The following is a 26,772-nucleotide window of genomic DNA, read 5'->3' as shown; positions in this document are numbered from 1 at the left end:
TATAAATAATTTGACAATAAAATTATTGATGCAAATTCTTTTTAAAAAATTCTTCTAATTTATTAAAAGGAATTACATCAATTTTATCATACAAATCCACATGAACAGCATTTGGAATAATCACTAATTCTTTCGGCTCATTGGCGACTTTAATAATATCTTCACTAAAATATCTTGAATGTGCATTTTCACCTGCAATCAAAAGCATTGGTCTTGGAGAAATTTCTTTTACGTATGTCAAAATTGGCATATTCATGAATGATAAAGGATTGGTCATCAACCAGGCTCCGTTAGAATTCACAGAATTCGGATGAAAACCACGAGGCGTTCTGTAATAATCGAAATATTCTTTTACAAACTGAGGTTCATCGCCACTCAGTTTTTCGGGTAAGTTTCTTGAACCATTTTCAGGTTTTCCGTTCTCGGCATCTTTCCAGCGTTGTTGTCCTAAAGCTTCCAATGTTTTTGTACGTTGTTCCAAAGTTGTTGCATCATTATAACCTTTTGACATCACTCTCGTCATATCGTATAAGCTTGTTGTGGCAACAGCTTTTACACGTTTATCAATGGCAGTTGCGTTCAATGCAAAACCTCCAAATCCACAAATTCCGATGATCCCAATTTTATTTCGATCCACATTTTTTTGAAGCCCTAAAAAATCTACTGCTGCACTAAAATCTTCGGTATTGATTTCCGGTGAAGCCAAATTTCTCGGTTCTCCTCCACTTTCACCTGTATAAGATGGGTCGAATGCAATTACTGCAAAACCTCGTTCTGCCATTTGATTGGCATACAATCCGGAAGACTGCTCTTTCACAGCTCCGAAAGGTTCGCTGATTGCCAATGCCGATAATTTTTCAGTTCCTGCATTTTTCGGAAGATATAAATCACCAGAAAGTGTAATGCCGTAGCGGTTTTTAAAGCTTACTTTTTGTCGGAAAACTTTATCGCTTAATTTAAATTTATAATTTTCTGAGGTGTTCATTGTTTTTGAATTTGATTTTACATTTTGTGCAAATGATTGTCCTATCACTAGAAACAACATTGCAGTTGCCAATAATTTTTTCATGATGTTTTCGATTATTTTTTATCAAATGAATATTCCTGATCTGTCAGCGCTTCGTCCCAATTCACAATTCCCTTTTCGGTGTTGGGAACGATATATAATTGTTGTAAACCTACATCAGCACTTGCTCCGTGCCAATGACGAATATTTGGCGGACATTTTACAATGCTTCCTTTTTTAAGGATTTCAATGGGTTTTCCTTCGATCTGATGATAACCAATACCGTCAGTGATAATCAGAATCTGTCCTGCAGGATGACTGTGCCAATTGCTTCTTGCTCCAGGTTCAAAATACACATTTCCAACCGCCGTGGTAAAAACCGAATCGCTATCCACCAAACCAATATTATAAACATTTCCTGTAAATAAGTCGTTTGAGCCTTTTTCACCTTTTGGAAAAATAGCATTTAACTCGTTTTGATCTGTTTTCATATTTTCTTGATTTTTATTGTTACACGATGTGATTGCTGTTAATACAAATGCAAACAGCAGTGTTTTTTTAAAATTATTTTTCATTGTATATTCATTTAATTATTTTCAAATTTTACCGTTACATTTCCCGTTCCCAAAGCTGTTGCCAGTCCCGAAACATTATCAATTTTTCCTATTTTGGAATAGGTGTAAGAAGTATCGAAACTTTCATAAAACAGAACCAGACAATTGTTACCATACAGCATCAGATCTCCCGACTGAATATTTCCCAAACTTGAAGAATTCGTAGGGAATGTTGTCGGGAAATAGTAGAATTTTTCATTGGCGTTCAGGTCACTCATATTGATGGTGAGTGGAAGCATTGCTTTGAATACCTTGGCTGTTGAATTATCGTAAAGTGTTGCTGTAAAAACAGCCGTTCCGATTGTTATTTTCATTTTTGAAAAGCTCATAGTTGTTTGATTTTCGGGGTGTTCCATTTCGTCGTTTTTACTACAGGCACAAAGATGGAAACACATTAAACTCAAGAAAAAAACACAGATAATTTTCATAATGATGATGTTTTAAAATTCAATCTCTTTGATAATTTTTGCCGGAATTCCACCTACAACCGTATTGTCCGGAACGTCTTTTGAAACGACCGCTCCAGCGGCAACCAGTGCATTTTCGCCTATGGTAACTCCTGGCAAAATGGTGGCATTGGCTCCGATCCATGCATTTTTTTTAATGTGAATTGATTTGCCGGTTATTCCTTTTCTTTGGTGCGGATTTAATGGATGATTTTCAGTGATGAGACTCACTTTCGGACCAATCAAAACATCATCTTCGATGGTAATTCCACCCAATGCCAGAAATGTACAGTCGAAGTTGATAAAGACATTTTTGCCGATGTTGATGTGCTTTCCGCAGTTGATATAAAGCGGTGTGAAAACGGAAACATTGTGAATTTCCTTGTCTAAAATGATGCTCAGCAATTTCGAAACCTCGTCAGGATCTGAAGAATGATTCATCTTTATAAGTAATTCTTTGATTGCGACCGCTTCTTCTTGTAATCGACTGATTTGTGCATCGTCAGGAAGTACCGTTTCGCCATTCAGCAATCGCTCAAAAATGTCTTTTTGAGGTTGATCAGGTATGGAAATATAATTTGAATTTGACATCTTGAATTGATTTTATAATCAATTACAAAGATAGTATGACCTCAAGACTAGGCAGTAACGAATATCAAACCAAAGGTTAAGAAATTCAAACTTCTGTCAAGCGAAATGATTTTGGATTGGTACCCGTAATTTTTTTAAAAAAGTTATTGAAATAAGTAGGATAATCAAACCCGAGTGCATAAGCAATTTCCGAAATACTCCAGTCTGTATGCTGCAACAATGCTTTCGCCTCTGTAATTATTCGCTCTGTAATATGTGAAGTTGTAGATTTTCCAGTCACTTCTTTTACAGCTCGATTCAGATAATTGATATGTACATTCAAATGTTGGGCATAATGTTGTGCAGTTCTCAGTTGAAGCGGATTTTGTGTGGTTTCAATCGGAAATTGTCTTTCCAGTAATTCCAGAAAAACGGATGATAATCTGGAAGATGCATTTTTACTTTGCTCAAAATTTTCAGAAGGCTCCATCTTTAGAGATTCATGAATAATGAGACTGATGTAGTTTCTAATCAGCTCATCTTTATACAGATAATCGCTTTCCTGTTCCGCAATCATTTTCTGAAAAATAGTATTGAGAAAATCACGTTGCTTCTCAGTAATTTTCAAAACAGGAGTTCCGCCAATCTTAAAAAATGACGATTGTTGCAGACTCTCAGAACGCTCAGAGTTTTTAAAAAATTCTGCAGAGAAAAGAATGGTATAACCTACATAAGTTGTCGAAATAGTTTCCCAGGAATAAGGAATATGAGGATTTCCGAAAAATAGAATTGTCCCTTCCTGTTCGTACGTTTTATCAGAATAATGAATTTTACTTTTCCCTGTTGTAAGACAGATTTTATAAAACTCCTTTCTGCTGTAGGTACGTGTTTCTTTGCTGTCATCTTCAATTTGAAATGCCTTAAAACCCTGAAGTTTCAATTGACTATTAAACTCAGATAAAACTCTTACGACCTTTTCTTTCATTTTGCAAAGTTAAGAAATTCAAACTTCTATTTGTGTTGAAATTGCAGATTAATTAAATGACTTTCGAAATTCTAATGGAGAAATTTCAGTTTTTGATTTAAATAATTTGCTGAAAGACTGAGAATGTTCAAAACCGAGTTCGTAAGCAATCTCACTCACAGAAAGAGCAGTTGTTGACAGTTTTTCTTTTGCTTTTTCAATCAGTTTTCCGTGGATGTGCTGCTGCGTGGTTTGTCCGGTTAAGGATTTTAATAAACTTCCTAAATAATTGGTAGAAATATTTAATTTTTCAGCAATAAACTGAGCGGTTGGAAGACCTTTACTTACAACGAGATTGGAGAAATATTCTTCCAAAATAACTTCTACTTTCTCTAAAATCTGGTGATTCCCTTTTTTTCTTGTAATAAACTGTCTTTGATAAAAACGCTCGCAGTAATTGAGTATAACTTCGATTTGTGAGATGATGATATTCTGAGTAAACTGATCAATTCCTGATTGATATTCCTTTTCAATGCCTTTAAAAAGTGAGATCAAAGTTTCCTCTTCTTTTTCAGATAAAAATAAAGCTTCATTCACATCATATCCGAAAAATTTGTACTTGTGAATGGTTTTTGCCAAGGGTGTATTCCAGATAAAATCAGGGTGAAAAGCGAGCAAAAATCCGGATGGTTTTACATCATATTTACTGATCACCATTTTTACTACCTGCCTTGGTGCAATAAAGCACATTAAGCCTTCATCAAAATCGTACTGACTCTGCCCATAGTGAAGTTTCCCCTGAATATTTCTTTTAAAACCCATGAAATAGAGATCCTGAATCCAGCTGATTTCAGGCTCATCAATCTGGTATTCTACCAAACCGTAATCTACAAGGCTGATTAACGGATGCTGTGGTTTTGGCAATCCTGAAATTTTATGTAATTCAGAGATTGTATTGATGGTGTATAATTTTCTGTTATTCATAACTTTAAAAATTAAAGGCAACAGCAAGAAACTGTTGCCTTTACAAATTTAATAATCTGTAGATGTACTTAGCGTTTTAAAGTCAGAAATTTCATTTTGTAGGGCATTCAATTTATTCCCTGCAATTTGAAACGCATCAGAGCCTAAAACTAAATGTACCGGTGGGTTTTCCATTGCTGCAAGTTCTATCAATGCCAAAGCTGCTTTTTCAGGATCACCCGGCTGATTTCCGTTGATATCGTCTTCGTGAGCAGCCTGAAGTTGTCTTGCTACCGTATAAGAATCAATTTCATTTTTTGGTGTGCGAAGTGATCCGCCGGTAAGAAAGTCTGTTCTGAAATATCCGGGATAGACTACCGTTGCATTGATTCCGAATTCTTTGATTTCTGCTGCCAAAGCTTCTGTAAAACCTACAACAGCAAACTTGGTTGCACAATAAACACCCCATCCTGCAAAATCTCCCGTCAATCCGCCAATAGAAGCGATGTTAATGATAAATCCGCTATTTTGTTTTCTTAAATAAGGCATCGATTTTCTGATCACATTCAGTGAACCGAAAACATTTGCGTCAAAATTCTGACGGCTTTCTTGGTCAGTCAATTCCTCAAGAGTTCCTAATTGCCCATACCCTGCATTATTCACTATTACATCTAATTTTCCGAATTTTTGTATCGTTGCAGAAACTGCAGTTTCTACAGAGTTTTCATTCACTAAATCAACTTCAAGCGGAAGAAACTGACTGTTTTCTTCACTGATGGCTTTTTGAAGATCTGAAATTTTTCTGGATGTTGCCGCCACAGAATGTCCTTCTGCCAATAATCTTTTTACTAAAGTTAAACCTAAACCTTTTGACGCTCCTGTCACGAACCATACTTTTTTTGTTTCCATTTTAATTGTTTTGATTGATTAATGATTACAATGCAAAGTTGGGAAATGTAGAAATAGAAATTGTGACCGAATCAAAGATTGTTGTAGCCAAAACAAAGGTTTATTCTAAATGTTTAATTATCAATTCCGGCTTACTTAAAAATTATTAAAATATTAACATCTATTTATCAATTCATCGTGATTTATTTATTATTTTTATTCTTAAAAAAATCAGATAAAAGTTTATTTCTTTGAAAGTGCAGAAAGAATAGTTCTAGATGAACTACGATTACAATGAAGATTTACAATAGCAAAAATTTTAAAATAATTGATGTAAAGACTGTCACAAAACTGTAAAAAAAGAAAGCGATTTTATTACATACAATTACAAAGAAAACACTTTGGTTGTCTAGAAAATCATTTTTTTTTATAATTGTTTTTGTTGATGTAAAGTAATAGGCCTGCTTATTCGTCTTTATAGTTAAACGTTTTGACTATGAAAATTCCTGTTATCCACGGATATATCGACCGTAGAATTTTGATCAATTTTACGGCTGAGCCCAAAGATGTTGAAAAAATTCTACCCTACCCTTTTCGTCCTAAGATTTACAAGGGTAAAGCAATTGTAGGCATTTGTCTAATTCGGCTAAAAAATATCAAACCTAAAGGTTTTCCTGATTTCATCGGTATTAGTTCTGAAAACGGAGCACACAGAATTGCTGTTGAATGGGACGAGAACGGTAAAATAAAATCAGGAGTTTATATTCCCAGAAGAGATACTTCTTCCCATTTGAATGCTTTTGTAGGTGGGAAAATTTTCCCGGGAAAACATTATCTGGCTACATTTAATGTAGATGAACAGGACGGAAATCATCATATCAATTTTAGAAGTTCGGATAATACGGAGATTTCGATTGATGCTCGCAAAACGGAATTGTTTAATAAAAAATCAATTTTTGAAACTTTAGAAAAAGCATCTGATTTTTTTGAAAAAGGTGATTTGGGATATTCTCCAAACAAGGAACAATTCGAAGGACTTCGGCTTACTGTGTATGATTGGGAAGTTAAACCGCTTTATGTTTCCAATGTACAATCCAGTTTTTTTGAAGATGAGAACATATTTCCAAAAGGATCAGTGAAATTTGATAATGCTTTACTGATGAACAATATCGAGCATGAATGGAATATTGAAACAAATAAATAAAATACCATAAAAATTAACATTTAAAACCATGAAAAAACTAATTTTAAGCTCACTGCTAATGATCGCAATATCATGCGGAACAGCAAAAACTATGACTGAAAATACTACCGAGGTTTCTACAGATTCTACCTATGGATTCACAGAAAAAAATCCTGTTAAGGTTGGAGGTGTTGGAAATGGCCCTATCAATGAAAGAGAATATCTGAATTCTCTCACAGGTCCCAATGGCGAAAAAGTTTCTTTTGACAGACGTGGAAGCTGCTGCGAATTTAAATCTAAAAACAGCCCTTTCGGAATGGGCCTTCTCGATAAGTATGCGGTAACGTATGAAGGCAAAAAAGATACGGTAATTATTTATCTGAATATGTATGACAAAGCAAAATTACAGGCTCCGCTTGGATTTAAGATGAATTAATTGAATTCTTTATCAATGGAAAAATAATTCCGCAATGCTAAAAACTTTGCGGAATTTTCTTTTTAGAACTAAAGATTATATCATTCTGTGAAATAATTTCTCAAAATAAATTCTCATTCATATCCCTTTGGTGTAAAAATAGATAGGTTACAGGCATCAACCCCATTCAATCAAAATCATCACGATATGAAATCAGAAAACATTTTAGAAAAAAGAAGCCTTCGCGGTAAAACTGTTGTGGTAACCGGCGGAAGTAGCGGAGTAGGAAAAGCAACTGTAGAAGCATTTGCTCTGGAAGGCTGTAATATCGTAATTGCAGCACGAGGACAACAAGCTTTAGACGAAACTTTACATCTTTGCAACGAACTTGAAGTGAAAGCTATTGCTGTTCCTACTGATGTATCGATCGCTGAAGATGTAGACAATCTTGTTAAAAAATCAATATTAGAATTTGGAAGAATCGACATCTGGGTAAACAATGCAGGCGTTATGGCAAGCGGAAAATTTGAAGAAATCCCGATGTCACTTCACGAGCAGGTTATCAAAACCAATCTTTTCGGATATATGCATGGTGCATACAGCGTGCTTCCGGTTTTCAAGGAACAAAATGCGGGAATTCTTATCAATAACGTGTCCATCGGAGGATTTATGCCTGCACCATACAGCGCAGTGTACTCATCTACCAAATTTGGGATTCGTGGAATGATGGAATGTCTTCAGGGTGAAATTTCAGATTTTACAGACATTCACATTGCCAATATTTACCCGCAAATTCAACGTTCAACAGGAAATGCACATTCTGCAAAGTATTCTGGTCTTGATTTTAAAGTTCCTCCATTTGCAGCCGATCCTCGTGATACAGCTGCAAAAATTGTACAGCTTGCCAAGGATCCGAAAAAAGATCTTTTCCCCGACTTTACATCAAGAGCATTCAAAACAGTATATGGTGTATTCCCAAAAGCTGTCATCAATACAGCTTCCGCAGGAATGCGACTGATGATGAAACTGAAAAATGGCGAACCAACTTCAGGAAATATTCTGAATCCCTCATCTGAACCTCACCAGATTTATGGTGAAACGATTCTTCCTGTTCCAAGCAAAAAAACAAAATTGGCAATGGTGGCAGGAGTTACATTAGGATTAGCGTATATGTTTTTCACTTCCAGAAAATCTGAAAATAGAGAGATCTGAAAAATTTTAATCAAGTAGTTTTCCTGATCTTTTTTTTACAAAACTCGATTGTAAACTGATTTTTAATAATTTCTTAATTTTTAATATTAAATTTGTGATCTCAGGTATTCACAAACATTTATGGATTCACAACAACAATTTTTACAAAAATCTGAAGAACTTAAACATTTATTTCTTCCTCACATTTCCACTGACACGGTAATTTTTGGTTTTGATAAAAATGAGCTGAAAGTTCTTCTTGTACAAATGACTTATCGGAAACAATGGCTTTTGCCTGGTGGTTATGTGCAGAAAGATGAAGATGTAGATGATGCAGCAAAAAGAGTTTTGAAAGAAAGAGTGGGAATTTCAGATGTTTATCTTGAAGAGTTTGCTGTTTTCGGCAAAAATCAAAGAAGCGAGTTTTACTTTGAAGATTTTGATGATACACTTTGGCACAAGCAGCGTTTTGTATCTATCGGATACTACGCTTTGTACAATCCGGATAACGCCAATCTTATTGTTGATGAGTTCAGTGATAAATCTGAATGGATTTATCTAAGTCAGCTTCCGGAGATAGAACTGGCAATGGATCATCGAGAGATTATTGAAAAAGCTTTGATGACTTTGAGAGAAAGAATTGCTTATAAACCTATTGGTTATAATCTTTTACCTGAAAAATTCACTCTTTCAGAATTACAAAAACTTTACGAAACAATTTTAGGAAAAGAACTGAACAGGGGAAATTTTTACAGAAAAATTAAAAATCTGGAAATTCTTACAAAACTTGATGAACAGCGTCGCGGTGGAGCTCACAAATCTCCAGACTTATACACTTTCAACGAAGAAAATTATAAAAAAGCTCTTGAAAACGGATTGAATAACTGGTAAGTCTGAATTTAGAAAAGAAAAGAGATATTCCGATTCCATTGAGTCAGAAAAAAGAATCACAAATGAAAAACTTTTGTGATTCTTTTTGATTATAATATTTTATTGTTTAATTAATTCAAATAAGTTCAAAACTTAATTCAGAATCTAGTGAATGATTTTATTAAAATTTGTATAGAGTAAGTTAAACGGTTACTTCTAATTTTTTTTCTTTCAATTCAAAATCATTTTCCCATTCTTCTAGTAAGCCGAGGATAGGCAATAATGCAAGTCCTTTTTCTGTAAGTCTGTACTCCACTCTCGGTGGCAATTCTTTGAATTCTTCACGGGTTAATAAACTATCTTCTTCCATTTCTCTCAATTGATCTGTAAGAACTTTTCGCGATATTACAGAAATTCTTGCAGCAATCTCCCCGAATCTTAATGTCCTGTTTTTAATGACCAAAATAATAATGGGCTTCCATTTACTACCCAATGTCGACATTGCCTTACCAAGCGGGCAACTGCAGTGCTTAATCTTCTGTTGTCTCATAATTGGTTACTTTTAGGTTACTGGCATTAGTTACTGCTAAGTTACCAGTATTTTTTGACTTGCTGATATGTTTTTTAATCCGGTGATACAAAAGTAAACTATTATTAGTTACTTTGTGTAACAATTAAGAATTTAAACATTAAAATAATTTAAAAAAATGAATATAGACACATTATTCACTCCGTTTACTTATAAAAATCTGAACCTTAAAAACAGATTGGTAATGGCACCCATGACCAGAGCACAATCTGATAATGGAGTTCCTACAGAGAATATAGTAGATTATTATGCAAGAAGAGCAGCATCAGATGTGGGTTTGATTTTGTCTGAAGGTACCGTCATCAATCGTCCTGCTTCAAAAAACATTCAAAACATTCCGGATTTTTATGGAACTGAAGCTTTGGGTGGATGGAAAAATGTAATTGATGCCGTACATCATAACGGAGGTAAAATGGGACCTCAGATTTGGCATGTAGGTGACACAAGAAGTTCAGAGTCTTATCCTGAAATCCCGATGGAAAAAGCTTCTACAATGACTTTAGAAGATATTCAGGATACCATTGCTCAATTTGCTGCCTCTGCAAAGTCTGCCAAAGATTTAGGATTTGATTGTCTTGAAATTCATGGAGCTCACGGATATCTGATTGATCAGTTTTTCTGGGAAGTTACCAATACGAGAACAGATGAATACGGCGGAAAAAATATTCAGGAAAGAAGCCGTTTTGCTGTAGATGTAATTAAGGCAATCAGAGCCGCCGTAGGTGAAGATTTCACTATTATTATCCGTCTTTCTCAATGGAAGCAGCAGGATTACAAAAGCAGACTTGCGAATACACCCTCTGAAATGGAAGAATGGCTGTTACCTTTGAAGGAAGCAGGTGTGGATATATTTCATTGTTCGCAGCGTCGTTTCTGGGAACCAGAATTTGAAGGTTCTGACTTAAATTTTGCTGGTTGGGCAAAAAAAATTACAGGTCAGCCAACGATTACAGTTGGTTCAGTTGGTTTAAAAGGTGATTTTATGGGTGCATTTGCCGGTGAAGGAAGTGAAAAATCTGATCTTACAGAATTAATGCGCAGATTTGAGCGTCAGGATTTTGATTTGGTGGCTGTAGGACGAGCATTACTGGCAGATCACCAATGGGTAAGAAAAATAAAAGACGGAAGTACAGAGAAAATTTCTGATTTTTCAGCAGAAAGTCTGGGCGTTTTGTATTAATTTTGATTTTAATAGTTAGTAAAAGCAGTTTCGTTTTGAAACTGCTTTTTTAATTCCGGTTTAAATTTGATGGATACTTATTCAGATCATAAATTTGAATATATTTCTCATTTTTTGTATTACCTTAGTTTTGTAAAATATTTTTATCATGTTTGATATCTTATTTCTCCATATTCAGAATAAAATAAATCTTACTGAAGAGGAAAAATTTGGTCTCCAGTCTTTTTTCACTATAAAAAAACTTAGAAAAAAACAGTTTTTATTAGAAGAAGGAGATGTTTGCCAATATCTCTCTTTTGTCTCCAAAGGTTTGTTGAAATCTTATTTTGCAGATAAAAAAGGAGGTGAGAATATCAACATGTTTGCATTGGAAGGATGGTGGATCTCAGATTTTAAAAGTTTTATCAATCAGGAACCTGCAGTATTGCATATTGAGGCTGTTGAGGACACAGAATTGCTGATGATTACCTACGAAGATTATGAAAATTTAATGATGAAAATTCCTGTAATGAATCGTTATTTCAGAATTTTATATCAGAATAGTCTTGTAACGAAAGATTACAGATTATTAGTTTCAAACAGTTATTCAGCCGAAGAAAAATATCTGCAGCTGGCGCAGAGCAATCCTGAAATTGTAAAAAGGGTTCCCCATAATCTCATCGCTTCTTATTTAGGTTTAGCCCCTGAAACAGTGAGTAGAATTCGTAAGAAAATCTTGTTGAAAGGCTGAATTAAAAAGTGATTAATTAAAAAGTTCAAAACTCATGTGTCTGATTTTGGATTGCCCTGAATCATTTAAACTCATGATATAGATCAAGCGTTTTAGATTTTCTCCTTCCTAATTTTGTAAGAGAAATTTTACAATATGGAAAATAATCAAAATATAGCATTGGTCGTTGGAGCTACCGGAATTACAGGAAGCAATCTGGTGAACGAATTAATAGCTCAGGGCTGGATAACTTACGGAATATCCAGAAATACAAACGATAACATTCACGGATTAATTTCAATTAAAGCTGATCTTTTAGATATAGAAAGCTTGAAAGCTGCATTAGAAAAAATATCTCCGACTCATGTTTTTTTTACAACCTGGATGAGAAATGATACAGAAGAAGAAAATATTCGGGTTAACAGTGCACTAGTAAGAAATTTGCTAAATGTTTTATCTCCGAAAAAATCAGTTCAGCATGTTGCTTTGGTAACCGGATTAAAACACTATTTGGGACCATTCGAAACGTATGCAAAAGAAGGAAAACTTCCCGAAACTCCTTTACGAGAAGAGCAGCCCAGACTTCCATTGCCCAATTTTTATTATGCTCAGGAAGATGAGGTTTATAGTGCTTCAGAAAGAGATGATTTTACATGGAGTATTCACCGTCCGCACACCGTGATTGGTTATGCAGTTGGTAACGCAATGAATATGGGAACCACTTTGGCAGTTTACGCAAGTATTTGTAAAGAAACAGGCAGAAAATTTATCTGGCCGGGATCTGCTGCACAGTGGAACGGTATTTCTGATGTCACAGATGCTAGAGTTTTAGCAAAACAATTGATTTGGGCAGCAACAACTGAATCTGCAAAAAACAAAGCATTTAATATCACAAATGGAGATATTTTTCGATGGCAATGGCTCTGGTACAGATTGGCAGATTGGTTTGGTATTGAGGCTATAGGCTTTGACAAAGAAATAAAACCTCTCGAAAAAGAAATGCAGAACGATGAAGAAATCTGGAAAAAAATTGTTCAGAAGTATGGGCTGAAAGAAGAGAAATTAAACCGATTATCATCAGCTTGGCATACAGATCTGGATTTGGGAAGACCGCTCGAAGTAATGACAGACATGTCGAACAGCAGACAAGCAGGGTTTTTGGAATATCAAAACACAGAAAAATCCTTTATTGATTTATTTGAAAAATTAAAAGAAGAAAAAATCATTCCTTAAATATTTAACTTAAAAAGAGTTGTTTTAGGCAGCTCTTTTTTTTGATTGATAAAATTTGTTCCTTTGTGAAAACAAACCAATTAGTATTTTATGAAAAAATCTGAACTTACCCGTCAGAATATCCTTAAGAAAGCATTTGAACTAATCTACAGTCATGGTTATCAGACAACGAGTGTAGATGAAATCATTGCGACCACTCAGGTGACAAAAGGTGCATTTTATTATCATTTCAAAACGAAAGACGAAATGGGTTTGGCGATTCTCAATGAATTGATGATTCCGAGTTTCAAAAGTACTTTTATTGAGCCTTTTCAAAGTGATCAAAATCCTTTGGATACCATTTTTAAGATCATCCATTATTTATTAATGGAAAATGAAGATTTAAAAGTTGAATATGGTTGTCCTGCCTCCAATTTTACTCAGGAAATGGCTCCATGGAATAGTGAATTTACAAAAGTTTTAAACAGACTTTCTCTCGAATGGGAAAAGGCAATGATGGATGCTGTAGAAAAAGGAAAACTCAATGGTAAAATTAAAGTTGATGTCAATGCCAAAGAAGTCGCCGTTTTCTTAATGTCAGGTTATTGGGGAGTCCGTAATTTAGGAAAACTAGAGAATTCAAAATCAGTTTATCTTATTTATTTAAAAGGACTTAAGAATTATTTTGATGCATTAAAATAATTTTTTGACTAAAAACATACTAATTAGTATGTTTTTGATTTATCTTTGCTTCATAGAATTTTTTAACAATGTATCAGACGCTTACTTTTCTGCATTCTACTTTTCGATGGTTGGTTTTATTGAGTTTATTGTACTCAATTTTCAGAGCTTACAAAGGATCTTTTTCGAATAAAGTTTTTTCAAAAACAGATAATTCCTTAAGACACTGGACGGCGACAATTGCTCATATTCAATTGGTTTTAGGAATTACATTATATTCTCAAAGTCCTATTATCAAATACTTTTGGAAGAATTTTGATGATGCTAAAGAGTCGTTTGATTTACTTTTTTTTGGGTTGATTCACATTTTTCTGATGTTGATTTCAATTATTTTAATAACAATTGGTTCAGCAATTTCCAAAAGAAAAACAGAGGATCAGGAGAAGTTTAAAACAATGCTGATTTACTTTTCGATTGCTCTGCTGATTATTTTCATCGCCATTCCGTGGCCATTTTCACCTCTTGCTAACAGACCTTATTTCAGATAATTATGATTAATTTATTTAAAACTAAAATCGGACGCTTAAGAATCATTGGGATACTCGAAGGAATTTCATTATTAACATTAATATTCATCGCAGTTCCTTTAAAATATGGATTTGATAACCCTGCTTTTGTAAAAATATTGGGGCCAATTCACGGCTCGTTATTTCTGCTGTTTTTATTGATGACCTTAAGTGTGGGTGTCGAACAAAACTGGAAATTCAAAGAAACAACCTGGAAAGTACTTTTGGCATGCATCATTCCGTTCGGAACATTTTATATTGATAAAAAAATACTAAACAAATTATGAAGAATATTTTGATTTTCTGCGGAGTAATCTTGTTGATTTACATTGTGTACAGAGTTTATAAATATCAAAGTTTAGACGATGGTTTAGGAAAATTGATTAAAAACGGAGCAATAATTTTAGATGTAAGAACCGAAAAAGAATTTGAAACCGGACATATCGCTGGTTCACAGAATATTTCTTTAGGAACAATTCGTGAAAGATATATTGAACTTGATCCTGACAAAACTTACATTACAGTTTGTTCCCACGGTTTGAGAAGTGTAAAGGTTGAGCATATTTTAAAGGAAAAAGGCTTTAAAAGAGTTTACAACGGCGGTGCTTGGAGCGATTTGCAGAAAAGTCTGGATTTAAAGTAATTTGGTTAGGTTTTTGAATATTCAGAAACACACTAATCATCGCACTCTTGAAACTCATCACATTCACAAACAAAGGTATTTACTGTCCGCAGGGGAAATTTTATATTGACCCGTGGCGACCTGTTGATTTTGCGGTTATCACGCACGGTCACGCCGATCACGCCCGTTGGGGAATGAAAAAATATCTTTGTCATCATTTTACAAAACCCATTTTACATCAAAGAATTTCTCCGGATATCGAATGTCAGACTTTGCAATATGGCGAAGTTTTAGATATTAACGGTGTTAAACTATCAATGCATCCCGCCGGACATATCATTGGCTCGGCTCAAATTCGTTTAGAATATAAAGGCTATGTGAGTGTTGTTTCCGGTGATTATAAAGTACGGGATGACGGTTTGAGTACCCCATTTGAATTGGTGAAATGTAATGAATTTGTTACAGAAAGTACTTTTGGACTTCCTATTTACAATTGGCTCGAAGTTCCGGATTTAAATAAAAGACTTCAGAATTGGGTTTTAAGAAATCAGGAAAATCAAAAAACTTCCGTTTTCATCGGCTATTCTTTGGGCAAAGCACAACGAATTATGAAGGCAGTTGAAGGAATGGGAAAAATCCACGTTCACTACTCTATTGGAAAATTAAATAAAGCCTTTGAAGAAGTAGGTATCATCCTTCCAGATTATGAAGTTCCGGATTTTAGAGAAAACATCAAACACGTTGCGGGCGATATCGTTATTGTTCCCCCTGCTTTGGTAGACAGTAATGTAATTAAAAAAATTCCGGATGCGGCAACTGCGATTTGTTCCGGTTGGATGCAGGTACGTGGTGCAAGAAGATGGCGAAGTATGGATGCAGGTTTTCCCATGAGCGACCACGCCGACTGGAAAGGTCTTTTACAAGCCATAAAAGCGACCGAAGCAGAAATAGTTCACGTCACACACGGGCAAACCGAAGTTTTTTCAAAATATTTAAATGAAATTGGTATTAAATCTGATGTTGTGGAAACGTTGTACGGAGATGATGACGATGAAGTCATTGAAAAGGAAGTTATATCAGATAAAAAAGAGGAATAGTGATTACTAAATTAAATCTTCGAGGTTTTTGAAAGCTTTTAGATTGGAGAGTTCCGTAGGAGCAAAATGTTTGTAGGAATACGTTAACAATAAGTTTGAGCTCCGTAGGAGCGAAATATTTGTAGCAATAAGGTAATAATATGTTTGGGGCTCCATAGGAGCGAAATGTTTGTAACAATGAGGTAATAATATCTTTGAGCTCCGTAGGAGCGGCACTTATTTTCATTCATCGAATTACTTTTGAGCGGAATTTTTAGCAAACTAAAAGCCATTTAAATCTGAAACGTCTGGCAAAAATTGAAAACTGTAGGCGAAAAAACAGCCAATATAATTGAAAATTAAATAAATGAGACATTTTGCAGAACTCATCAACGCTTTGGAAAGCACCAATAAAACGAATGCTAAAATAGATGCCATCGTCGATTATCTTGAACGTGCGCCGGATGATGATAAACTGTGGTTTATTGCCCTGTTTACGGGAAAAAGACCTAAGCGAAATGTCAACACCAACTATATGAAAGAATGGGCATTGGAAATTATTCAATTGCCGTTTTGGTTGTTTCAGGAAAGCTATTCTTCTGTAGGAGATTTAGGGGAAACGATTTCTTTGATTCTCCCTCCACCAACAGAAAAAATCGAAAAAACATTGTCAGAATGGATGACGGAAATCATCGGACTTAAAGCCAAAACTGAAGCTGAGAAAAAAGAATTCGTTCTCAATTCCTGGAATGGTTTGGATTATACAGAACGTTTGATTTTCAATAAATTATTAGGCGGAAGCTTCAGAATTGGTGTTTCATCAAAGACACTGATTAATTCTTTAACCAAATTTTCCGGACAGGAAGCAAGTACATTGATGCACAGTCTGATGGGAAAATGGCAGCCGGATGAAGTTTCTTTTAATGAACTTATTTCAGCAGAAAATATCAACCCGGACAATTCAAAACCCTACCCTTTTTGCCTGGCTTACCCTTTGGAAAAAGATTTGGAGGATTTGGGCAAGCCTGAAGAATGGCTGATCGAATATAAATGGGACGGAATCCGTGGACAAATCATCAGACGAAATGATGAAGTTTTTATTTGGTCCCGTGGTGAAGAATTGGTTACCGAACAGTTTCCTGAAATTGCCGAAACCGTTCAAAATATGAAAGGGAATTTTGTTATCGACGGAGAAATATTAGCTGTAAAAGATGGAGATGTTTTAAATTTTAATGAATTGCAAAAACGTCTCAACCGTAAAACTTTAACCAAAAAAATGTTGGGTGAAATTCCGATTGAAGTTTTTGCGTATGATATTTTAGAATTGGAAGGAACTGATTTAAGAGAAAAACCCATTTCAGCCAGAAGAGCAATGCTGGAAGAGTTACTGCTGAATGAAGCTCCGGAAAATATTAAAATTTCTCAGGCAATTGAATTCGATGACTGGAATAAATTAGATTTAATCAGAGAAAATTCAAGAGAAATCAACAGTGAAGGCCTGATGCTGAAACAGAAAAATTCTCATTATCATTCCGGAAGAAAAAAGGGCGATTGGTGGAAATGGAAAATCAGTCCGTTGACGATTGATGCCGTTTTAATCTATGCCCAAAAAGGAAGCGGAAGACGAAGCGCCTATTACACCGATTACAGTTTTGCCGTGAAAAGTGGTGATAAACTGGTTACGATTGCCAAAGCGTATTCCGGATTGACCGACAAAGAAATTATGGAAGTCAGCAAGTTTGTCAATAAAAATGCGATCGAGAAATTTGGGCCGGTTCGTACCGTGAAAGCTGAGTTGGTTTTCGAAATTGCATTTGAAGGAATTGGTTTCAGCAATCGCCACAAAAGCGGTGTTGCACTGCGTTTCCCGAGAATTCTAAGATGGCGAAGAGACAAAACCGTGAATGATATTGATGATATTGAAGAGATTAAGAAACTGATACAGTAACGCTTCGACTCCGCTCAGCGTGACAATCCTAAATACTAATTGTTTTGAGAGATGTCAGTCTGAGCGGAGTCGAAGACTTTTTTAATAAGAAACAATTTGAGCAACTACGAAAATACCGAAGGCTTTAAAATCATTCAAAACTGGATGATGGAAAAAGGCAATTCCCCATTCAAATTCCAGTTAGATACCTGGAAAAAATTTGGCAGTGGCTACAGCGGTATGGTCATTGCTCCGACAGGTTTCGGGAAAACATTCTCGGTATTTTTAGCTTTAATTTCAGATTTCCTTACGTATCCCGACAAGTATAAAAAAGGTCTGAAAATGATCTGGATTACACCACTCCGTTCACTTTCAAAAGATATCGCAAAAGCAATGCAGGAAGCGATTGACGAGATTGGTTTGGATTGGACGGTGGGTGTGAGAAATGGTGACACAGACCCGAAAGTCCGTCAGCAACAGGTCAAAAATATGCCTGAAATTTTAGTCGTTACTCCTGAAAGTTTACATTTGCTTTTAGCACAGAAAAGTAATCAGCGGTTCTTTACCAATATGCATTGTGTTGCAGTGGACGAATGGCACGAATTGTTAGGTTCAAAACGTGGTGTGATGCTCGAATTAGGCATTTCGCAACTCGTTCATTATGTTCCAAAAATAAAGATTTGGGGAATTACGGCAACCATCGGAAACTTGGAAGAAGCAATGCATGTTCTGATTCCTTTCGATATTAAAAAAACAAAAATTACCGCTAAAGAGCAGAAAAAAATAGAAATATTATCGGTTTTTCCGGATGAAGTTGAACTTTTACCTTGGGCAGGACATCTTGGACAAAAATTAGCAGATAAAGTAGTGCCGATTATTCTGGAATCAAAATCGACAATTGTTTTTACAAATACTAGAAGTCAAAGCGAAATGTGGTATCAGCTTTTGCTCAATGCTTATCCTGATTTTGCAGGACAAATCGCCATCCATCACAGTTCGATTGATGCGCATTTGAGAATTTGGATAGAAGAAAATTTAAGCAACGGAAAACTAAAAGCCGTAGTTTCTACATCGTCTTTAGATTTGGGAATCGACTTTAAACCTGTCGATACGGTAATTCAAATTGGTTCTGCGAAAGGCGTTGCAAGATTTCTGCAGCGTGCCGGACGAAGCGGTCACTCCCCTTTTGAAACCTCAAAAATCTTCTGTGTTCCTACCCATTCATTAGAATTAATTGAAGTTGCTGCGCTGAAGGAAGCCGTAAAACAAAAAGTGATTGAACCTCGTGAACCGCTGGTTTTATGCTTTGATGTTTTGGTTCAGTTTCTGATGACTTTGGCGGTCGGTGATGGTTTTATTCCTGATGAAGTGTATGAAAGAATTAAAAAAGTGTACACTTTTCAGGAGATCAGAGATGAAGAATGGAAAGGAATGATTGATTTTCTCACCATTGGCGGAAGCGCATTGAAAAACTACGAAGAATATCATAAGGTTGTCGTGATGGAAGACGGCTTGCACAAAGTAACTTCCAGAAAAATAGCAATGCTCCATAGAATGAATATGGGCGCGATTGTAAGCGATGCGATGCTGAAAGTAAAATTTATTTCCGGCGGCTACATCGGAATGGTGGAAGAATATTTCATTTCAAGATTGAAAAAAGAAGAAAAATTTATTCTGGCCGGGAGGGTGCTGGAGGTTGCAATGATCAAAGATATGACTGTTTTTGTGCGTGCTTCCAAAGGAAAAGCGCAGGCTCCGAGTTATCTGGGCGGAAGATTGCCTTTGAGTTCAAATCTCGGGCGTTTTTTAAGAGAAAAATTATCTGGCGCATTAAATCCAAAAGCTTCTGAGAAAGAACTGAAATTTCTGCATCCACTTTTATCCAGGCAAGAAGAACGTTCCCACATTCCAAAAGAAGATGAGTTTCTGGTTGAATTGATTAAAAACCGTGAAGGCTATCATTTGTTTATGTATCCTTTTGAAGGGCGTTTGGTACACGAAGTGATGGCTGCACTGATTGCTTACCGAATTTCAAAACTGGCTCCGATTTCCTTTTCTATGGCGATGAACGATTATGGTTTTGAGTTATTTAGCGACAAAGAAATTCTGCTGAATGAAGATAATTTGGAGAAAATTTTAACAAGAGAAAATCTGATGGTCGATGTAATTTCGAGTATCAACTCGGCGGAAATGGCAAGACGAAAATTCAGAGACATTGCCGTAATTTCCGGAATGGTCGTACAGAATTTTCCAGGGCAACAGCGTTCTAATAAAGCGTTGCAAAGTTCTGCCGGATTAATTTTCAAAGTGTTGGAAGATTACGATCCGAATCATTTCCTTGTGAGACAGGCTTACACAGAGGTTTTCAATATGCAGCTGCAGGAACAACGTCTGGTAGAAGCTTTTAAAAGAATTGAAAAATCTAAAATAATTCTAAAATATTCCAATAAATTTACGCCTTTAAGTTTTCCGATTAAAGTGGATAGTTTGCGACAGACTTTGACCAGCGAAAATCTGGATGCGAGAATTCAAAAATTAATTAAACAATCCGGAAGAAACATTAAGGATGAGTAAAAAACTTAACCTTTTCCGACGACTTATTTATGAACATAGCGACAAAAAATATATCCATCTTAAACGAAACTTTTACAATTACCAATCAACGTGCTCTCTACTGGGAAAAAGAAAAAGCATTGATTTTTTCAGATCTTCACATCGGTAAAACAGCTCACTTTCGGAAGAACGGAATTGCTTTGGCGAATCATATGATGAAAAATGATCTCGACCGATTATCTTTACTGATTGAATTTTTTCAGCCGGAACAATTTATCATCGTTGGCGATTTGCTTCATGCCGGAAACAATTCTGAAGTGGATGAATTTTGCACCTGGAAAAATCAATACTCACACATCAAATTTTGTCTGGTGGAAGGAAATCACGACAGAATTTCAAAAACTCTGGAAAAGAAATTGTGTCTGGATGTAAGAAGTAAATCTCTGGAAATTGATGACATTGCCTTTGTTCACGATTTCGACCGTTCAAACCCGAAGTTTCAGATTACGGGACATATTCATCCTGGATTTGTGATTAATTCTCCGGTGAAAAAGATTAAGTTGCCTTGTTTTGCTCAGACTTCCAATCAATTATTATTGCCTGCCTTCAGTGAATTTACAGGATTAGATACAAAAAACATCCCTAAAAAAGGAATGTATTTTGTTTTTACTGATTCTGAAATTTATGAAATTTAGATAATATTAAAGTTCATCAAACCATTTGTAAATATCTACAGATGATTCGATATTTAATTTTTTTCTGATTCTGTTTTTTCTGTTTTGAATTGCTTTAGGAGTAACATACGTGTACTTTGCAATTTCTTTTGTACTTAGGTTAAGTTTCAGATAAATGCAGAAACTCAATTCCGAATTTTGAAGATTGGGCTGTATCAAAGCTAGTTTATCAAAAAAATCAGGATATAAAACTTTAAATTTACTTAAAAGACGGGGAGAGTTTTCTTTTGCTAATCTTAAAATTTCATCTTCTGCTAAATTCTTCATAATAATTACATTAAATTTTCATTAATCTGATAATCATTACACTAAATATTTCTTTCTGACTGAATGATTCAGTTTTTTTAAATGAGAATTATCTGAGCTATATCAAATTAATAATCAAATATATTAGAATTTTATGCCATTTTTTTATGATCGAAATCACAGAAACCATGAATGTTTAGAAGGTGTTTTATTTAGAATTATTTATCCATTCACAATGATTTCTCCGTTTGGATGTAAAACCTGCTCCTGTGATCAGTACCGATTTGTTTTCTAACTGCATGATTTCAACTTTATAAATTATATTTTTTTTTATGATCTAAAAGAAAATTTTCCTTTTGTCTATTTTTAAAAAACTATCTTTTTCCATTCTTTTGATAGTTCTGATGACTGTTTCTACACGCAATCCTGTAAGATTTGCAATTTGTTGTCGTGTTAATTGTATCTGAAAAGAAAGAGGAATATCATCACTGTGAAAACTTTTCAAATATTCCAATAGTCCCGTCAGTCTTATCACAGGATCATTTGCTGCTAAATTCTGCATCATAATAGATTGATAATACATCCGTTGAGACATGCAAGAATTTATCTGAACAGAAACTTCGGGATGCTTTTCTATAAGATGCAAAAAATTTGGTTTTGAAACTTTAATTACTTTACATCCGGTAATTGCTTCTGCATTTATCGGATATTTTTTATCGATGAACAGCATAGAATCACCGAAACTCTGACCTTCACCTAAAATATTGTGAATAAATTCTCTCCCTTCATCATCCTGATTATTTTCTTTCACTTTACCTTCCACAATCTGGAAATAATTCATCGGAATATCTCCCTGATTAAAAATTTTCTCTCCTTCCTCGTAAAATTTTATTTCGCCTCCAAAAGATTTTAACAGGTCTTCATCCAACTTTGTGCAGCTGATTGTTTTCATTGTTTTAAGAATAGTTTTTTTGTTGTATTTCTAGACAAATGTATGCCAAATTTCTATATTGATATGCATTGATAATATCCTTTTCGTATTTGTGTTCTATCAGTAAAAAAAGTTAAACTGATTTTGATTTCATCAAATTTAAGACATTATTGATTATGATTAGAATCATAAAGCAAGATTTTTCAGATAAATTATATTGGTTTTAAACCTTATTTTGAGATAATTGTAATTATTTTGATTTTTTTGAATAATTTGGTTAGATTTTTGAAGCTGAATCTTTACAGGATCAAATTCTGTAACGCAGAGAAATTACAACTTTCTCTTTTTTATTTAAACCAACACTTAAAATATTAATTATGTCGACAGAAAATCTTATGCATTCAGATGCTATCAAGAAAATTAAGGAGCTTTCAGAAAAAGCCAGAATTTGTATGTTCGCAACTGATCTAGAAACCTTACCCATTACTTCAAGACCAATGTCACTACAGGAAACTGATGAAGCCGGAAATCTTTGGTTCATAAGCAGTGATGCAAGCAACAAAAATTTTGAAATCAAAGACGACCGCAGAGTTCAGCTATTCTTTATGAACAACAGTAATTCTGAATATCTCTCAATCTATGGTGAAGCTACCATTTATAAAGATAAATCTACAATCGAAGAAAAATGGTCTGCAATGGCAAATGCCTGGTTCGATGGTAAAGATGATCCTAATGTATCCATCATAAGAGTTGAGCCAAAAGAAAGCTATTATTGGGATACAAAAGCAGGAAAACTGGTGAGTATGCTAAGTTTTGTTGCAGCAGCAGTTACCGGAAATAAGACGGATAATTCTGATGGTGTGGAAGGTAATGCAACTGTTTAAAGTCAAAAAGTAATATAAACCATGATTTTTGAAGATCAACCGCATGCTGTTCACCAGGAATTGGGCAGCATGCCACACGAAAACTTAAAGTTTATTACCAATATCATCAATTTTACTGGTGATAAATCTTTTATTCTCACCTCTTTGCAAAAAATTCAAAGCAGTACGCTGTGTGAGATAAAGAAGAATACTATTAACAACTTTATACAGGAATATGCATTGAACTTTGATGGTTTTGTAGAAAATGATATCTATTCTCATCAAAATGAAAGCGTAAGACTCTGCCCATTAGCTGCAAAAAAGTCTTTTGAAAAAGTAATGCGAGAACAGGAATACCTGAACAGACTCGTGAATATTCTTAATCCTGAATGACTGACGTGATGATCAATCTGGCATAAAATTTTTTCTTGCCAGTTCTTTTCTCACTCTGCTCAGGCTTTCAGGAGTAATTCCCAGGTAAGACGCCACCATCCATTGTGGAACTCTGAGCAATAAATCAGGATACATTTTGATGAATTTTAAGTATCTTTCTTCAGCAGTTTCTCCCAGTAAAGAATTGATTCTGTCCTGCAAACTCTTTACGTGTTTCTGAAGTACGAGATCATTTTTTTCGATGCTGTTCGGAAATTCTTCCAGAAGTTTATTAAAAAAATCACGAGGTAAAATCGAAACTTCAGAATCTTCTACTGCCTCAATATAGTAATTTGATTTTTCACTAAAGTAAAGACTGCTTCGGTCACCAATTAACCAATTTTCCGGAGCAAACTGTATAATGTGTTCTTTGCCGTTCTTATCAATCGAATACATTCTTAAAAGTCCTTTTTCTACAAAAAAAGTATTGCGGCAGACTTCTCCGTACTGTAACAAAAGATCTCCTTTAGAAAATTTTTTGATTTCGTAATGAATGCTGCAAAGACTTAGCCTTTCCGCAGGCACTTCAAGCACTTTTGCTAAGTAGGTAGTCATATTACTCATGAGACAATCTGGCTTAAAGTGATATCCTGATGAGATTCGTTGTTGATTTCGTTACCGTTTTCTATGACAATCAATTGTGGACTTTCATGTCTGATACCAAAATCTTCAGCGATTTTATTTGAAATATTTCTGTGAGCCAAAAGATCTAAAAAATAGAGAGTTGCTCCATGTTCTTCGGCTTCCTCAATTTCTTTTTCAAAGTTTCTCAAAACAGTTTTACTGATAAAACAGCTTGTAGAATGTTTGAAAATTGCAATTTTTCCTGAATGAGATTTTTTTATTGCTTCTTCTAAATCTTTTTCAGATTCAATTAAATTCCAAAAAGATTTGGATTGATTCTCTTCCTGTTTTCCGCCAAATATTTTATTTAAAAAGCTCATACATTAAATTGTTTTAAATGATGATTGAGATGTTTATATTCCAAAAATCCCCAATCTTTTTCTTTCATCTTACCGAATAGTACGTGATCGTCTGGTAAAGTGTGACTTTCGTAAGCCTTACTATATTCATGAAGTATTTTCAGAAGGCTATTTTTTGCTACCACAAATTCACATTCAAAATTAACGATTAGTTTTTGAAAAGTCGGCATATTTGGAGGAATTCCGTTATTGAAAATCTGAATTTCTTTTTTCGTTAAAATTCCGATTGCCCGGATAACAAAATTAGGTTTGGGAATATCTATTTTTTTTAAAGGAATTTTTAAAATAAGCTCGCAATGCGTCAGCATCTGCGCTGCGCTCATACTCCCCCATTTTTTTTGAGAATTTTCTGAAAGCTGAGAAATTCTTTCTATAATTTCGTCAAAATCTTTTCTATTGTGCAGGCTTTTTTTTACCACCCTTTTTCTGTCCTTAAATTTTCTATATGGGCATAGTGGTGGTTGCAATGCCATGCATAAAGTGCTAAATAATATCTTAAATTGTAATCATGATCTTTTTCGGGATGACGGAAAGTTCTTTCAAACTGTCTATTGGTCAATGTTTTCAATAAAACATACCATCTTTGATGAATACCTTTCAACATTCTCATTGCTGGTTTTACCGGGATATTCATGCTGTCCTGTAGTTCGGCCCATTTGGCTTCCTCATACGGTTTTATGATAGGATTATCTTCAGTTAAAGCCAGTTTAAAACGGATAAAACTGTTTGCATGACTGTCTGCTAAATGATTGACAAGTTGTCTTACTGTCCATCCGCCTTCTCGATATGGTGTGTCCAGTTGTTCGTCGGAAAAATCTTCAATAAGTTTTTTTAATTTTTCAGGAAAATTTTTGATGACTTTGATGTGATTTTCCAGTTCTATGTCACAACTGGTATCGCCTTGCTGAAAATCACCGATTGGAAATTTCTTTATATCTAAATTATTCATTTTTAAATTTAATTTAAATCAGCAATTATCAATGATTCTTGCAGTTTTGTTTGTTGTAAATTTATCAAAAATTCAAGAATTTAATAGAGTAAAAAGTATAATTTTTAGAGATATTACTCATAGAATTTAGGAGCAAAAAAGCTCCAGCTCTATTTAAGTTAAACTATTAATAACCATGTAAATCAATATCTTCTGTTCTTTGTAAGGTGATTTTTTTACCCATTTTCTTTTGAATCACTCTGAAATGCTGCAATTCATCATCCGTCAGAATATTGATTGCGATTCCTTTTTCCCCTGCTCTACCTGTTCTGCCGATACGGTGGATGTAATCTAAAGGCGAACGTGGCAATTCGTAATTAATCACACAAGGCAAAGATTCAATGTGAATACCACGACCAATTAAGTCGGTTGCCACCAAAATCTGAGCTCCGTTTACTTTAAATTCTTCAAGATTATTTCTACGGGCACCCTGTGATTTCTGACTGTGAATAGCAACAGCTTTTATTTTGTTTTTCTTCAGCTTTTCGACCAGATTATCTGCTGATTTAGTAGATGAAACAAATATTAAAGCTTTTTCAACTTTTTTTTCCTTAATTAAATAACGCAAAAAAGGACCTTTGTTTTCAGGAGAAACGTGGTAAGCGACTTGCTCGATATTTTCGATTTCAACCTCGTCTTTTTTAATTTCAATCAATACAGGATTCATTGATAAACGCTGTCTCATTTCAGAAACTTTGTCATCAAGAGTTGCAGAAAATAAAGTGGTCTGTTTCATAACAGGCATCATCCCGAAAAGCTTATTCATCTCTTCACCAAAACCAAGCTGAAACATTTTGTCTGCTTCATCAATCACCAAATGCTGAATTCCTGAAATACTCAATGCATTGTGATCAATCAAATCTAATAAACGACCAGGCGTTGCAATAAGAACTTCTACTCCAAACATTCCTTTCATTTGTGGATTGATAGAAACACCGCCGTAAACTGCCATTGTACGTATCTCACGCTTTAGATTTTCTGTAAAAGCTCTGAAAACTTCATCAATCTGAATGGCTAATTCTCGTGTAGGAACCAATATCAAAACCTGAATATTCCGATCTTTTTTTACTTCTGCATTCTGCAATTTTTCTAAAATCGGCATTACAAAGGAAGCTGTTTTTCCTGAACCGGTTTGTGCAATTCCTATCAGATCTTTTCCTTTTAAAATAACAGGAATCGCCTGCTCCTGAATGGGAAATGGCTTTAAATAGCCGAGTTTGTTAACAGAATGAATGATATTGTGGGATAATCCTAAAGATTCAAATGACATAAATATTGATTTAATGCAAAGATAAGCTATTGCCATTGGGTTATAGTCATCAAATTGTTTTTCACTCATTTTTATGATGACGAATGCCGTTTTGTCCGAT

32 protein-coding genes are annotated in these 26,772 nt (G+C 34.7%); 17 read left to right on the top strand and 15 right to left on the bottom strand.

Annotated elements, in window-relative coordinates; all coding sequences use genetic code 11:
- Window positions 1-22: 22 nt before the first annotated feature.
- From ACZZZA_RS13670 to ACZZZA_RS13640, 7 genes are all read right to left on the bottom strand, one after another.
- Window positions 23-1,069 (bottom strand): alpha/beta hydrolase, encoded by a 1,047-nt coding sequence (locus tag ACZZZA_RS13670; protein ID WP_463432627.1) that lies wholly within the window; start codon window positions 1,067-1,069, stop codon window positions 23-25.
- Window positions 1,070-1,080: 11 nt separating this feature from the next.
- Window positions 1,081-1,497, bottom strand: coding sequence for a cupin domain-containing protein (locus ACZZZA_RS13665; protein ID WP_463432626.1), 417 nt, complete (start codon window positions 1,495-1,497; stop codon window positions 1,081-1,083).
- 95 nt (window positions 1,498-1,592) lie between these two features.
- Window positions 1,593-1,976, bottom strand: a complete 384-nt coding sequence (locus tag ACZZZA_RS13660) for a cyclophilin-like fold protein (RefSeq protein ID WP_463432624.1) — start codon at window positions 1,974-1,976, stop codon at window positions 1,593-1,595.
- An 84-nt stretch (window positions 1,977-2,060) separates the two neighbouring features.
- Entirely contained in the window at window positions 2,061-2,657 is a 597-nt protein-coding gene (locus ACZZZA_RS13655; RefSeq protein ID WP_463432622.1) for a sugar O-acetyltransferase, read from the bottom strand.
- Between the two features lie 85 nt (window positions 2,658-2,742).
- Window positions 2,743-3,621 (bottom strand): helix-turn-helix domain-containing protein, encoded by an 879-nt coding sequence (locus ACZZZA_RS13650; protein ID WP_463432620.1) that lies wholly within the window; start codon window positions 3,619-3,621, stop codon window positions 2,743-2,745.
- A gap of 48 nt (window positions 3,622-3,669) precedes the next feature.
- Window positions 3,670-4,584, bottom strand: coding sequence for a helix-turn-helix domain-containing protein (locus tag ACZZZA_RS13645; RefSeq protein WP_463432619.1), 915 nt, complete (start codon window positions 4,582-4,584; stop codon window positions 3,670-3,672).
- Window positions 4,585-4,632: 48 nt separating this feature from the next.
- Window positions 4,633-5,472 (bottom strand): SDR family NAD(P)-dependent oxidoreductase, encoded by an 840-nt coding sequence (locus ACZZZA_RS13640; protein WP_463432618.1) that lies wholly within the window; start codon window positions 5,470-5,472, stop codon window positions 4,633-4,635.
- Between the two features lie 475 nt (window positions 5,473-5,947).
- On the opposite strand from ACZZZA_RS13640, the gene ACZZZA_RS13635 reads away from it, so the two are divergent.
- From ACZZZA_RS13635 to ACZZZA_RS13620, 4 genes are all read left to right on the top strand, one after another.
- Window positions 5,948-6,655, top strand: coding sequence for a DUF2071 domain-containing protein (locus ACZZZA_RS13635; RefSeq protein WP_463432616.1), 708 nt, complete (start codon window positions 5,948-5,950; stop codon window positions 6,653-6,655).
- Window positions 6,656-6,683: 28 nt separating this feature from the next.
- Entirely contained in the window at window positions 6,684-7,070 is a 387-nt protein-coding gene (locus tag ACZZZA_RS13630; protein ID WP_463432614.1) for a 2-dehydro-3-deoxyphosphooctonate aldolase, read from the top strand.
- 186 nt (window positions 7,071-7,256) lie between these two features.
- A complete protein-coding gene (locus ACZZZA_RS13625; protein ID WP_463432612.1) occupies window positions 7,257-8,261 on the top strand; it encodes an SDR family NAD(P)-dependent oxidoreductase in 1,005 nt (334 codons plus the stop codon).
- A gap of 120 nt (window positions 8,262-8,381) precedes the next feature.
- Complete coding sequence (locus ACZZZA_RS13620) at window positions 8,382-9,131, top strand: NUDIX hydrolase (RefSeq protein ID WP_463432610.1); 750 nt, start codon at window positions 8,382-8,384, stop codon at window positions 9,129-9,131.
- 181 nt (window positions 9,132-9,312) lie between these two features.
- Here ACZZZA_RS13620 and ACZZZA_RS13615 read toward each other — a convergent pair whose 3' ends face one another.
- Complete coding sequence (locus ACZZZA_RS13615) at window positions 9,313-9,660, bottom strand: winged helix-turn-helix transcriptional regulator (RefSeq protein WP_463432608.1); 348 nt, start codon at window positions 9,658-9,660, stop codon at window positions 9,313-9,315.
- A 157-nt stretch (window positions 9,661-9,817) separates the two neighbouring features.
- Between ACZZZA_RS13615 and ACZZZA_RS13610 the strand changes: the two genes are divergently transcribed.
- The 11 genes from ACZZZA_RS13610 (at window position 9,818) to pdeM (ending at window position 20,920) form a co-directional block, all read left to right on the top strand.
- Window positions 9,818-10,879 carry an NADH:flavin oxidoreductase gene (locus ACZZZA_RS13610; RefSeq protein ID WP_463432606.1) on the top strand — a complete coding sequence of 354 codons (1,062 nt, stop codon included), beginning with the start codon at window positions 9,818-9,820 and terminating at the stop codon, window positions 10,877-10,879.
- Between the two features lie 148 nt (window positions 10,880-11,027).
- Window positions 11,028-11,609 carry a Crp/Fnr family transcriptional regulator gene (locus ACZZZA_RS13605; RefSeq protein WP_463432604.1) on the top strand — a complete coding sequence of 194 codons (582 nt, stop codon included), beginning with the start codon at window positions 11,028-11,030 and terminating at the stop codon, window positions 11,607-11,609.
- Between the two features lie 135 nt (window positions 11,610-11,744).
- Entirely contained in the window at window positions 11,745-12,821 is a 1,077-nt protein-coding gene (locus ACZZZA_RS13600) for an SDR family oxidoreductase (RefSeq protein ID WP_463432602.1), read from the top strand.
- A 90-nt stretch (window positions 12,822-12,911) separates the two neighbouring features.
- On the top strand, window positions 12,912-13,502 hold the full coding sequence (locus ACZZZA_RS13595) for a TetR/AcrR family transcriptional regulator (protein ID WP_463432600.1): 591 nt from the start codon (window positions 12,912-12,914) through the stop codon (window positions 13,500-13,502).
- 68 nt (window positions 13,503-13,570) lie between these two features.
- Window positions 13,571-14,029: a hypothetical protein gene (locus tag ACZZZA_RS13590; RefSeq protein WP_463432598.1), complete on the top strand. Its 459-nt coding sequence runs from the start codon at window positions 13,571-13,573 to the stop codon at window positions 14,027-14,029.
- 2 nt (window positions 14,030-14,031) lie between these two features.
- Window positions 14,032-14,334, top strand: a complete 303-nt coding sequence (locus tag ACZZZA_RS13585; protein ID WP_463432596.1) for a DUF3817 domain-containing protein — start codon at window positions 14,032-14,034, stop codon at window positions 14,332-14,334.
- The gene (locus ACZZZA_RS13580) at window positions 14,331-14,690 is read left to right on the top strand and encodes a rhodanese-like domain-containing protein (RefSeq protein ID WP_463432594.1); all 360 of its coding nucleotides are present in this window, start codon (window positions 14,331-14,333) and stop codon (window positions 14,688-14,690) included. Before ACZZZA_RS13585 ends, ACZZZA_RS13580 begins: the two co-directional genes overlap by 4 nt.
- Window positions 14,691-14,737: 47 nt before the next feature.
- Window positions 14,738-15,766: a ligase-associated DNA damage response exonuclease gene (locus ACZZZA_RS13575; RefSeq protein WP_463432592.1), complete on the top strand. Its 1,029-nt coding sequence runs from the start codon at window positions 14,738-14,740 to the stop codon at window positions 15,764-15,766.
- A 346-nt stretch (window positions 15,767-16,112) separates the two neighbouring features.
- Window positions 16,113-17,693 (top strand): ATP-dependent DNA ligase, encoded by a 1,581-nt coding sequence (locus ACZZZA_RS13570; RefSeq protein ID WP_463432590.1) that lies wholly within the window; start codon window positions 16,113-16,115, stop codon window positions 17,691-17,693.
- A gap of 96 nt (window positions 17,694-17,789) precedes the next feature.
- Window positions 17,790-20,246: a ligase-associated DNA damage response DEXH box helicase gene (locus ACZZZA_RS13565; protein ID WP_463432588.1), complete on the top strand. Its 2,457-nt coding sequence runs from the start codon at window positions 17,790-17,792 to the stop codon at window positions 20,244-20,246.
- A gap of 29 nt (window positions 20,247-20,275) precedes the next feature.
- Window positions 20,276-20,920, top strand: a complete 645-nt coding sequence (gene pdeM, locus ACZZZA_RS13560; protein ID WP_463432586.1) for a ligase-associated DNA damage response endonuclease PdeM — start codon at window positions 20,276-20,278, stop codon at window positions 20,918-20,920.
- A 6-nt stretch (window positions 20,921-20,926) separates the two neighbouring features.
- Here the strand turns inward: pdeM and ACZZZA_RS13555 are convergent, their stop codons facing one another.
- Together ACZZZA_RS13555 and ACZZZA_RS13550 are read right to left on the bottom strand one after the other, a co-directional pair.
- Window positions 20,927-21,226 carry a helix-turn-helix transcriptional regulator gene (locus tag ACZZZA_RS13555; protein ID WP_463432584.1) on the bottom strand — a complete coding sequence of 100 codons (300 nt, stop codon included), beginning with the start codon at window positions 21,224-21,226 and terminating at the stop codon, window positions 20,927-20,929.
- A 316-nt stretch (window positions 21,227-21,542) separates the two neighbouring features.
- On the bottom strand, window positions 21,543-22,157 hold the full coding sequence (locus tag ACZZZA_RS13550) for a Crp/Fnr family transcriptional regulator (protein ID WP_463432582.1): 615 nt from the start codon (window positions 22,155-22,157) through the stop codon (window positions 21,543-21,545).
- Window positions 22,158-22,513: 356 nt separating this feature from the next.
- Between ACZZZA_RS13550 and ACZZZA_RS13545 the strand changes: the two genes are divergently transcribed.
- Both ACZZZA_RS13545 and ACZZZA_RS13540 read left to right on the top strand, forming a co-directional pair.
- Window positions 22,514-23,020, top strand: a complete 507-nt coding sequence (locus tag ACZZZA_RS13545) for a pyridoxamine 5'-phosphate oxidase family protein (protein WP_463432580.1) — start codon at window positions 22,514-22,516, stop codon at window positions 23,018-23,020.
- 21 nt (window positions 23,021-23,041) lie between these two features.
- Window positions 23,042-23,392, top strand: coding sequence for a hypothetical protein (locus ACZZZA_RS13540; protein WP_463432578.1), 351 nt, complete (start codon window positions 23,042-23,044; stop codon window positions 23,390-23,392).
- 12 nt (window positions 23,393-23,404) lie between these two features.
- Here ACZZZA_RS13540 and ACZZZA_RS13535 read toward each other — a convergent pair whose 3' ends face one another.
- The 5 genes from ACZZZA_RS13535 to ACZZZA_RS13515 all read right to left on the bottom strand — a co-directional run bounded on the left by ACZZZA_RS13535 (window position 23,405) and on the right by ACZZZA_RS13515 (window position 26,741).
- The gene (locus tag ACZZZA_RS13535) at window positions 23,405-23,995 is read right to left on the bottom strand and encodes a Crp/Fnr family transcriptional regulator (RefSeq protein ID WP_463432576.1); all 591 of its coding nucleotides are present in this window, start codon (window positions 23,993-23,995) and stop codon (window positions 23,405-23,407) included.
- The gene (gene ytxJ / locus ACZZZA_RS13530; RefSeq protein ID WP_463432574.1) at window positions 23,992-24,375 is read right to left on the bottom strand and encodes a bacillithiol system redox-active protein YtxJ; all 384 of its coding nucleotides are present in this window, start codon (window positions 24,373-24,375) and stop codon (window positions 23,992-23,994) included. Before ytxJ ends, ACZZZA_RS13535 begins: the two co-directional genes overlap by 4 nt.
- Window positions 24,372-24,833, bottom strand: coding sequence for a DUF1569 domain-containing protein (locus tag ACZZZA_RS13525; RefSeq protein WP_463432572.1), 462 nt, complete (start codon window positions 24,831-24,833; stop codon window positions 24,372-24,374). The genes ytxJ and ACZZZA_RS13525 overlap by 4 nt, the downstream gene beginning before the upstream one ends.
- On the bottom strand, window positions 24,827-25,363 hold the full coding sequence (locus tag ACZZZA_RS13520) for a YfiT family bacillithiol transferase (protein WP_463432570.1): 537 nt from the start codon (window positions 25,361-25,363) through the stop codon (window positions 24,827-24,829). The genes ACZZZA_RS13525 and ACZZZA_RS13520 overlap by 7 nt, the downstream gene beginning before the upstream one ends.
- A 166-nt stretch (window positions 25,364-25,529) precedes the next feature.
- Window positions 25,530-26,741, bottom strand: a complete 1,212-nt coding sequence (locus ACZZZA_RS13515) for a DEAD/DEAH box helicase (RefSeq protein ID WP_463432568.1) — start codon at window positions 26,739-26,741, stop codon at window positions 25,530-25,532.
- Between the last annotated feature and the right edge of the window lie 31 nt (window positions 26,742-26,772).

Source organism: Chryseobacterium sp. AC405b (genome assembly GCF_979258685.1).
This window is presented reverse-complemented; position numbering and strand designations above follow the sequence as displayed.

Coding starts and splice junctions, on each gene's coding strand:
- ACZZZA_RS13555 (WP_463432584.1), bottom strand. CDS start 21,226: ATGAAGAATTTAGCAGAAGATGAAATTTTAAGATTAGCAAAAGAAAAC.
- ACZZZA_RS13600 (WP_463432602.1), top strand. CDS start 11,745: ATGGAAAATAATCAAAATATAGCATTGGTCGTTGGAGCTACCGGAATT.
- ACZZZA_RS13585 (WP_463432596.1), top strand. CDS start 14,032: ATGATTAATTTATTTAAAACTAAAATCGGACGCTTAAGAATCATTGGG.
- ACZZZA_RS13520 (WP_463432570.1), bottom strand. CDS start 25,363: ATGAATAATTTAGATATAAAGAAATTTCCAATCGGTGATTTTCAGCAA.
- ACZZZA_RS13660 (WP_463432624.1), bottom strand. CDS start 1,976: ATGGAACACCCCGAAAATCAAACAACTATGAGCTTTTCAAAAATGAAA.
- ACZZZA_RS13580 (WP_463432594.1), top strand. CDS start 14,331: ATGAAGAATATTTTGATTTTCTGCGGAGTAATCTTGTTGATTTACATT.
- ACZZZA_RS13670 (WP_463432627.1), bottom strand. CDS start 1,069: ATGAAAAAATTATTGGCAACTGCAATGTTGTTTCTAGTGATAGGACAA.
- ACZZZA_RS13550 (WP_463432582.1), bottom strand. CDS start 22,157: ATGAAAACAATCAGCTGCACAAAGTTGGATGAAGACCTGTTAAAATCT.
- ACZZZA_RS13625 (WP_463432612.1), top strand. CDS start 7,257: ATGAAATCAGAAAACATTTTAGAAAAAAGAAGCCTTCGCGGTAAAACT.
- ytxJ (WP_463432574.1), bottom strand. CDS start 24,375: ATGAGCTTTTTAAATAAAATATTTGGCGGAAAACAGGAAGAGAATCAA.
- ACZZZA_RS13540 (WP_463432578.1), top strand. CDS start 23,042: ATGATTTTTGAAGATCAACCGCATGCTGTTCACCAGGAATTGGGCAGC.
- ACZZZA_RS13605 (WP_463432604.1), top strand. CDS start 11,028: ATGTTTGATATCTTATTTCTCCATATTCAGAATAAAATAAATCTTACT.
- ACZZZA_RS13630 (WP_463432614.1), top strand. CDS start 6,684: ATGAAAAAACTAATTTTAAGCTCACTGCTAATGATCGCAATATCATGC.
- pdeM (WP_463432586.1), top strand. CDS start 20,276: ATGAACATAGCGACAAAAAATATATCCATCTTAAACGAAACTTTTACA.
- ACZZZA_RS13570 (WP_463432590.1), top strand. CDS start 16,113: ATGAGACATTTTGCAGAACTCATCAACGCTTTGGAAAGCACCAATAAA.
- ACZZZA_RS13595 (WP_463432600.1), top strand. CDS start 12,912: ATGAAAAAATCTGAACTTACCCGTCAGAATATCCTTAAGAAAGCATTT.
- ACZZZA_RS13615 (WP_463432608.1), bottom strand. CDS start 9,660: ATGAGACAACAGAAGATTAAGCACTGCAGTTGCCCGCTTGGTAAGGCA.
- ACZZZA_RS13590 (WP_463432598.1), top strand. CDS start 13,571: ATGTATCAGACGCTTACTTTTCTGCATTCTACTTTTCGATGGTTGGTT.
- ACZZZA_RS13655 (WP_463432622.1), bottom strand. CDS start 2,657: ATGTCAAATTCAAATTATATTTCCATACCTGATCAACCTCAAAAAGAC.
- ACZZZA_RS13545 (WP_463432580.1), top strand. CDS start 22,514: ATGTCGACAGAAAATCTTATGCATTCAGATGCTATCAAGAAAATTAAG.
- ACZZZA_RS13620 (WP_463432610.1), top strand. CDS start 8,382: ATGGATTCACAACAACAATTTTTACAAAAATCTGAAGAACTTAAACAT.
- ACZZZA_RS13640 (WP_463432618.1), bottom strand. CDS start 5,472: ATGGAAACAAAAAAAGTATGGTTCGTGACAGGAGCGTCAAAAGGTTTA.
- ACZZZA_RS13650 (WP_463432620.1), bottom strand. CDS start 3,621: ATGAAAGAAAAGGTCGTAAGAGTTTTATCTGAGTTTAATAGTCAATTG.
- ACZZZA_RS13515 (WP_463432568.1), bottom strand. CDS start 26,741: ATGAGTGAAAAACAATTTGATGACTATAACCCAATGGCAATAGCTTAT.
- ACZZZA_RS13610 (WP_463432606.1), top strand. CDS start 9,818: ATGAATATAGACACATTATTCACTCCGTTTACTTATAAAAATCTGAAC.
- ACZZZA_RS13535 (WP_463432576.1), bottom strand. CDS start 23,995: ATGAGTAATATGACTACCTACTTAGCAAAAGTGCTTGAAGTGCCTGCG.
- ACZZZA_RS13635 (WP_463432616.1), top strand. CDS start 5,948: ATGAAAATTCCTGTTATCCACGGATATATCGACCGTAGAATTTTGATC.
- ACZZZA_RS13645 (WP_463432619.1), bottom strand. CDS start 4,584: ATGAATAACAGAAAATTATACACCATCAATACAATCTCTGAATTACAT.
- ACZZZA_RS13665 (WP_463432626.1), bottom strand. CDS start 1,497: ATGAAAACAGATCAAAACGAGTTAAATGCTATTTTTCCAAAAGGTGAA.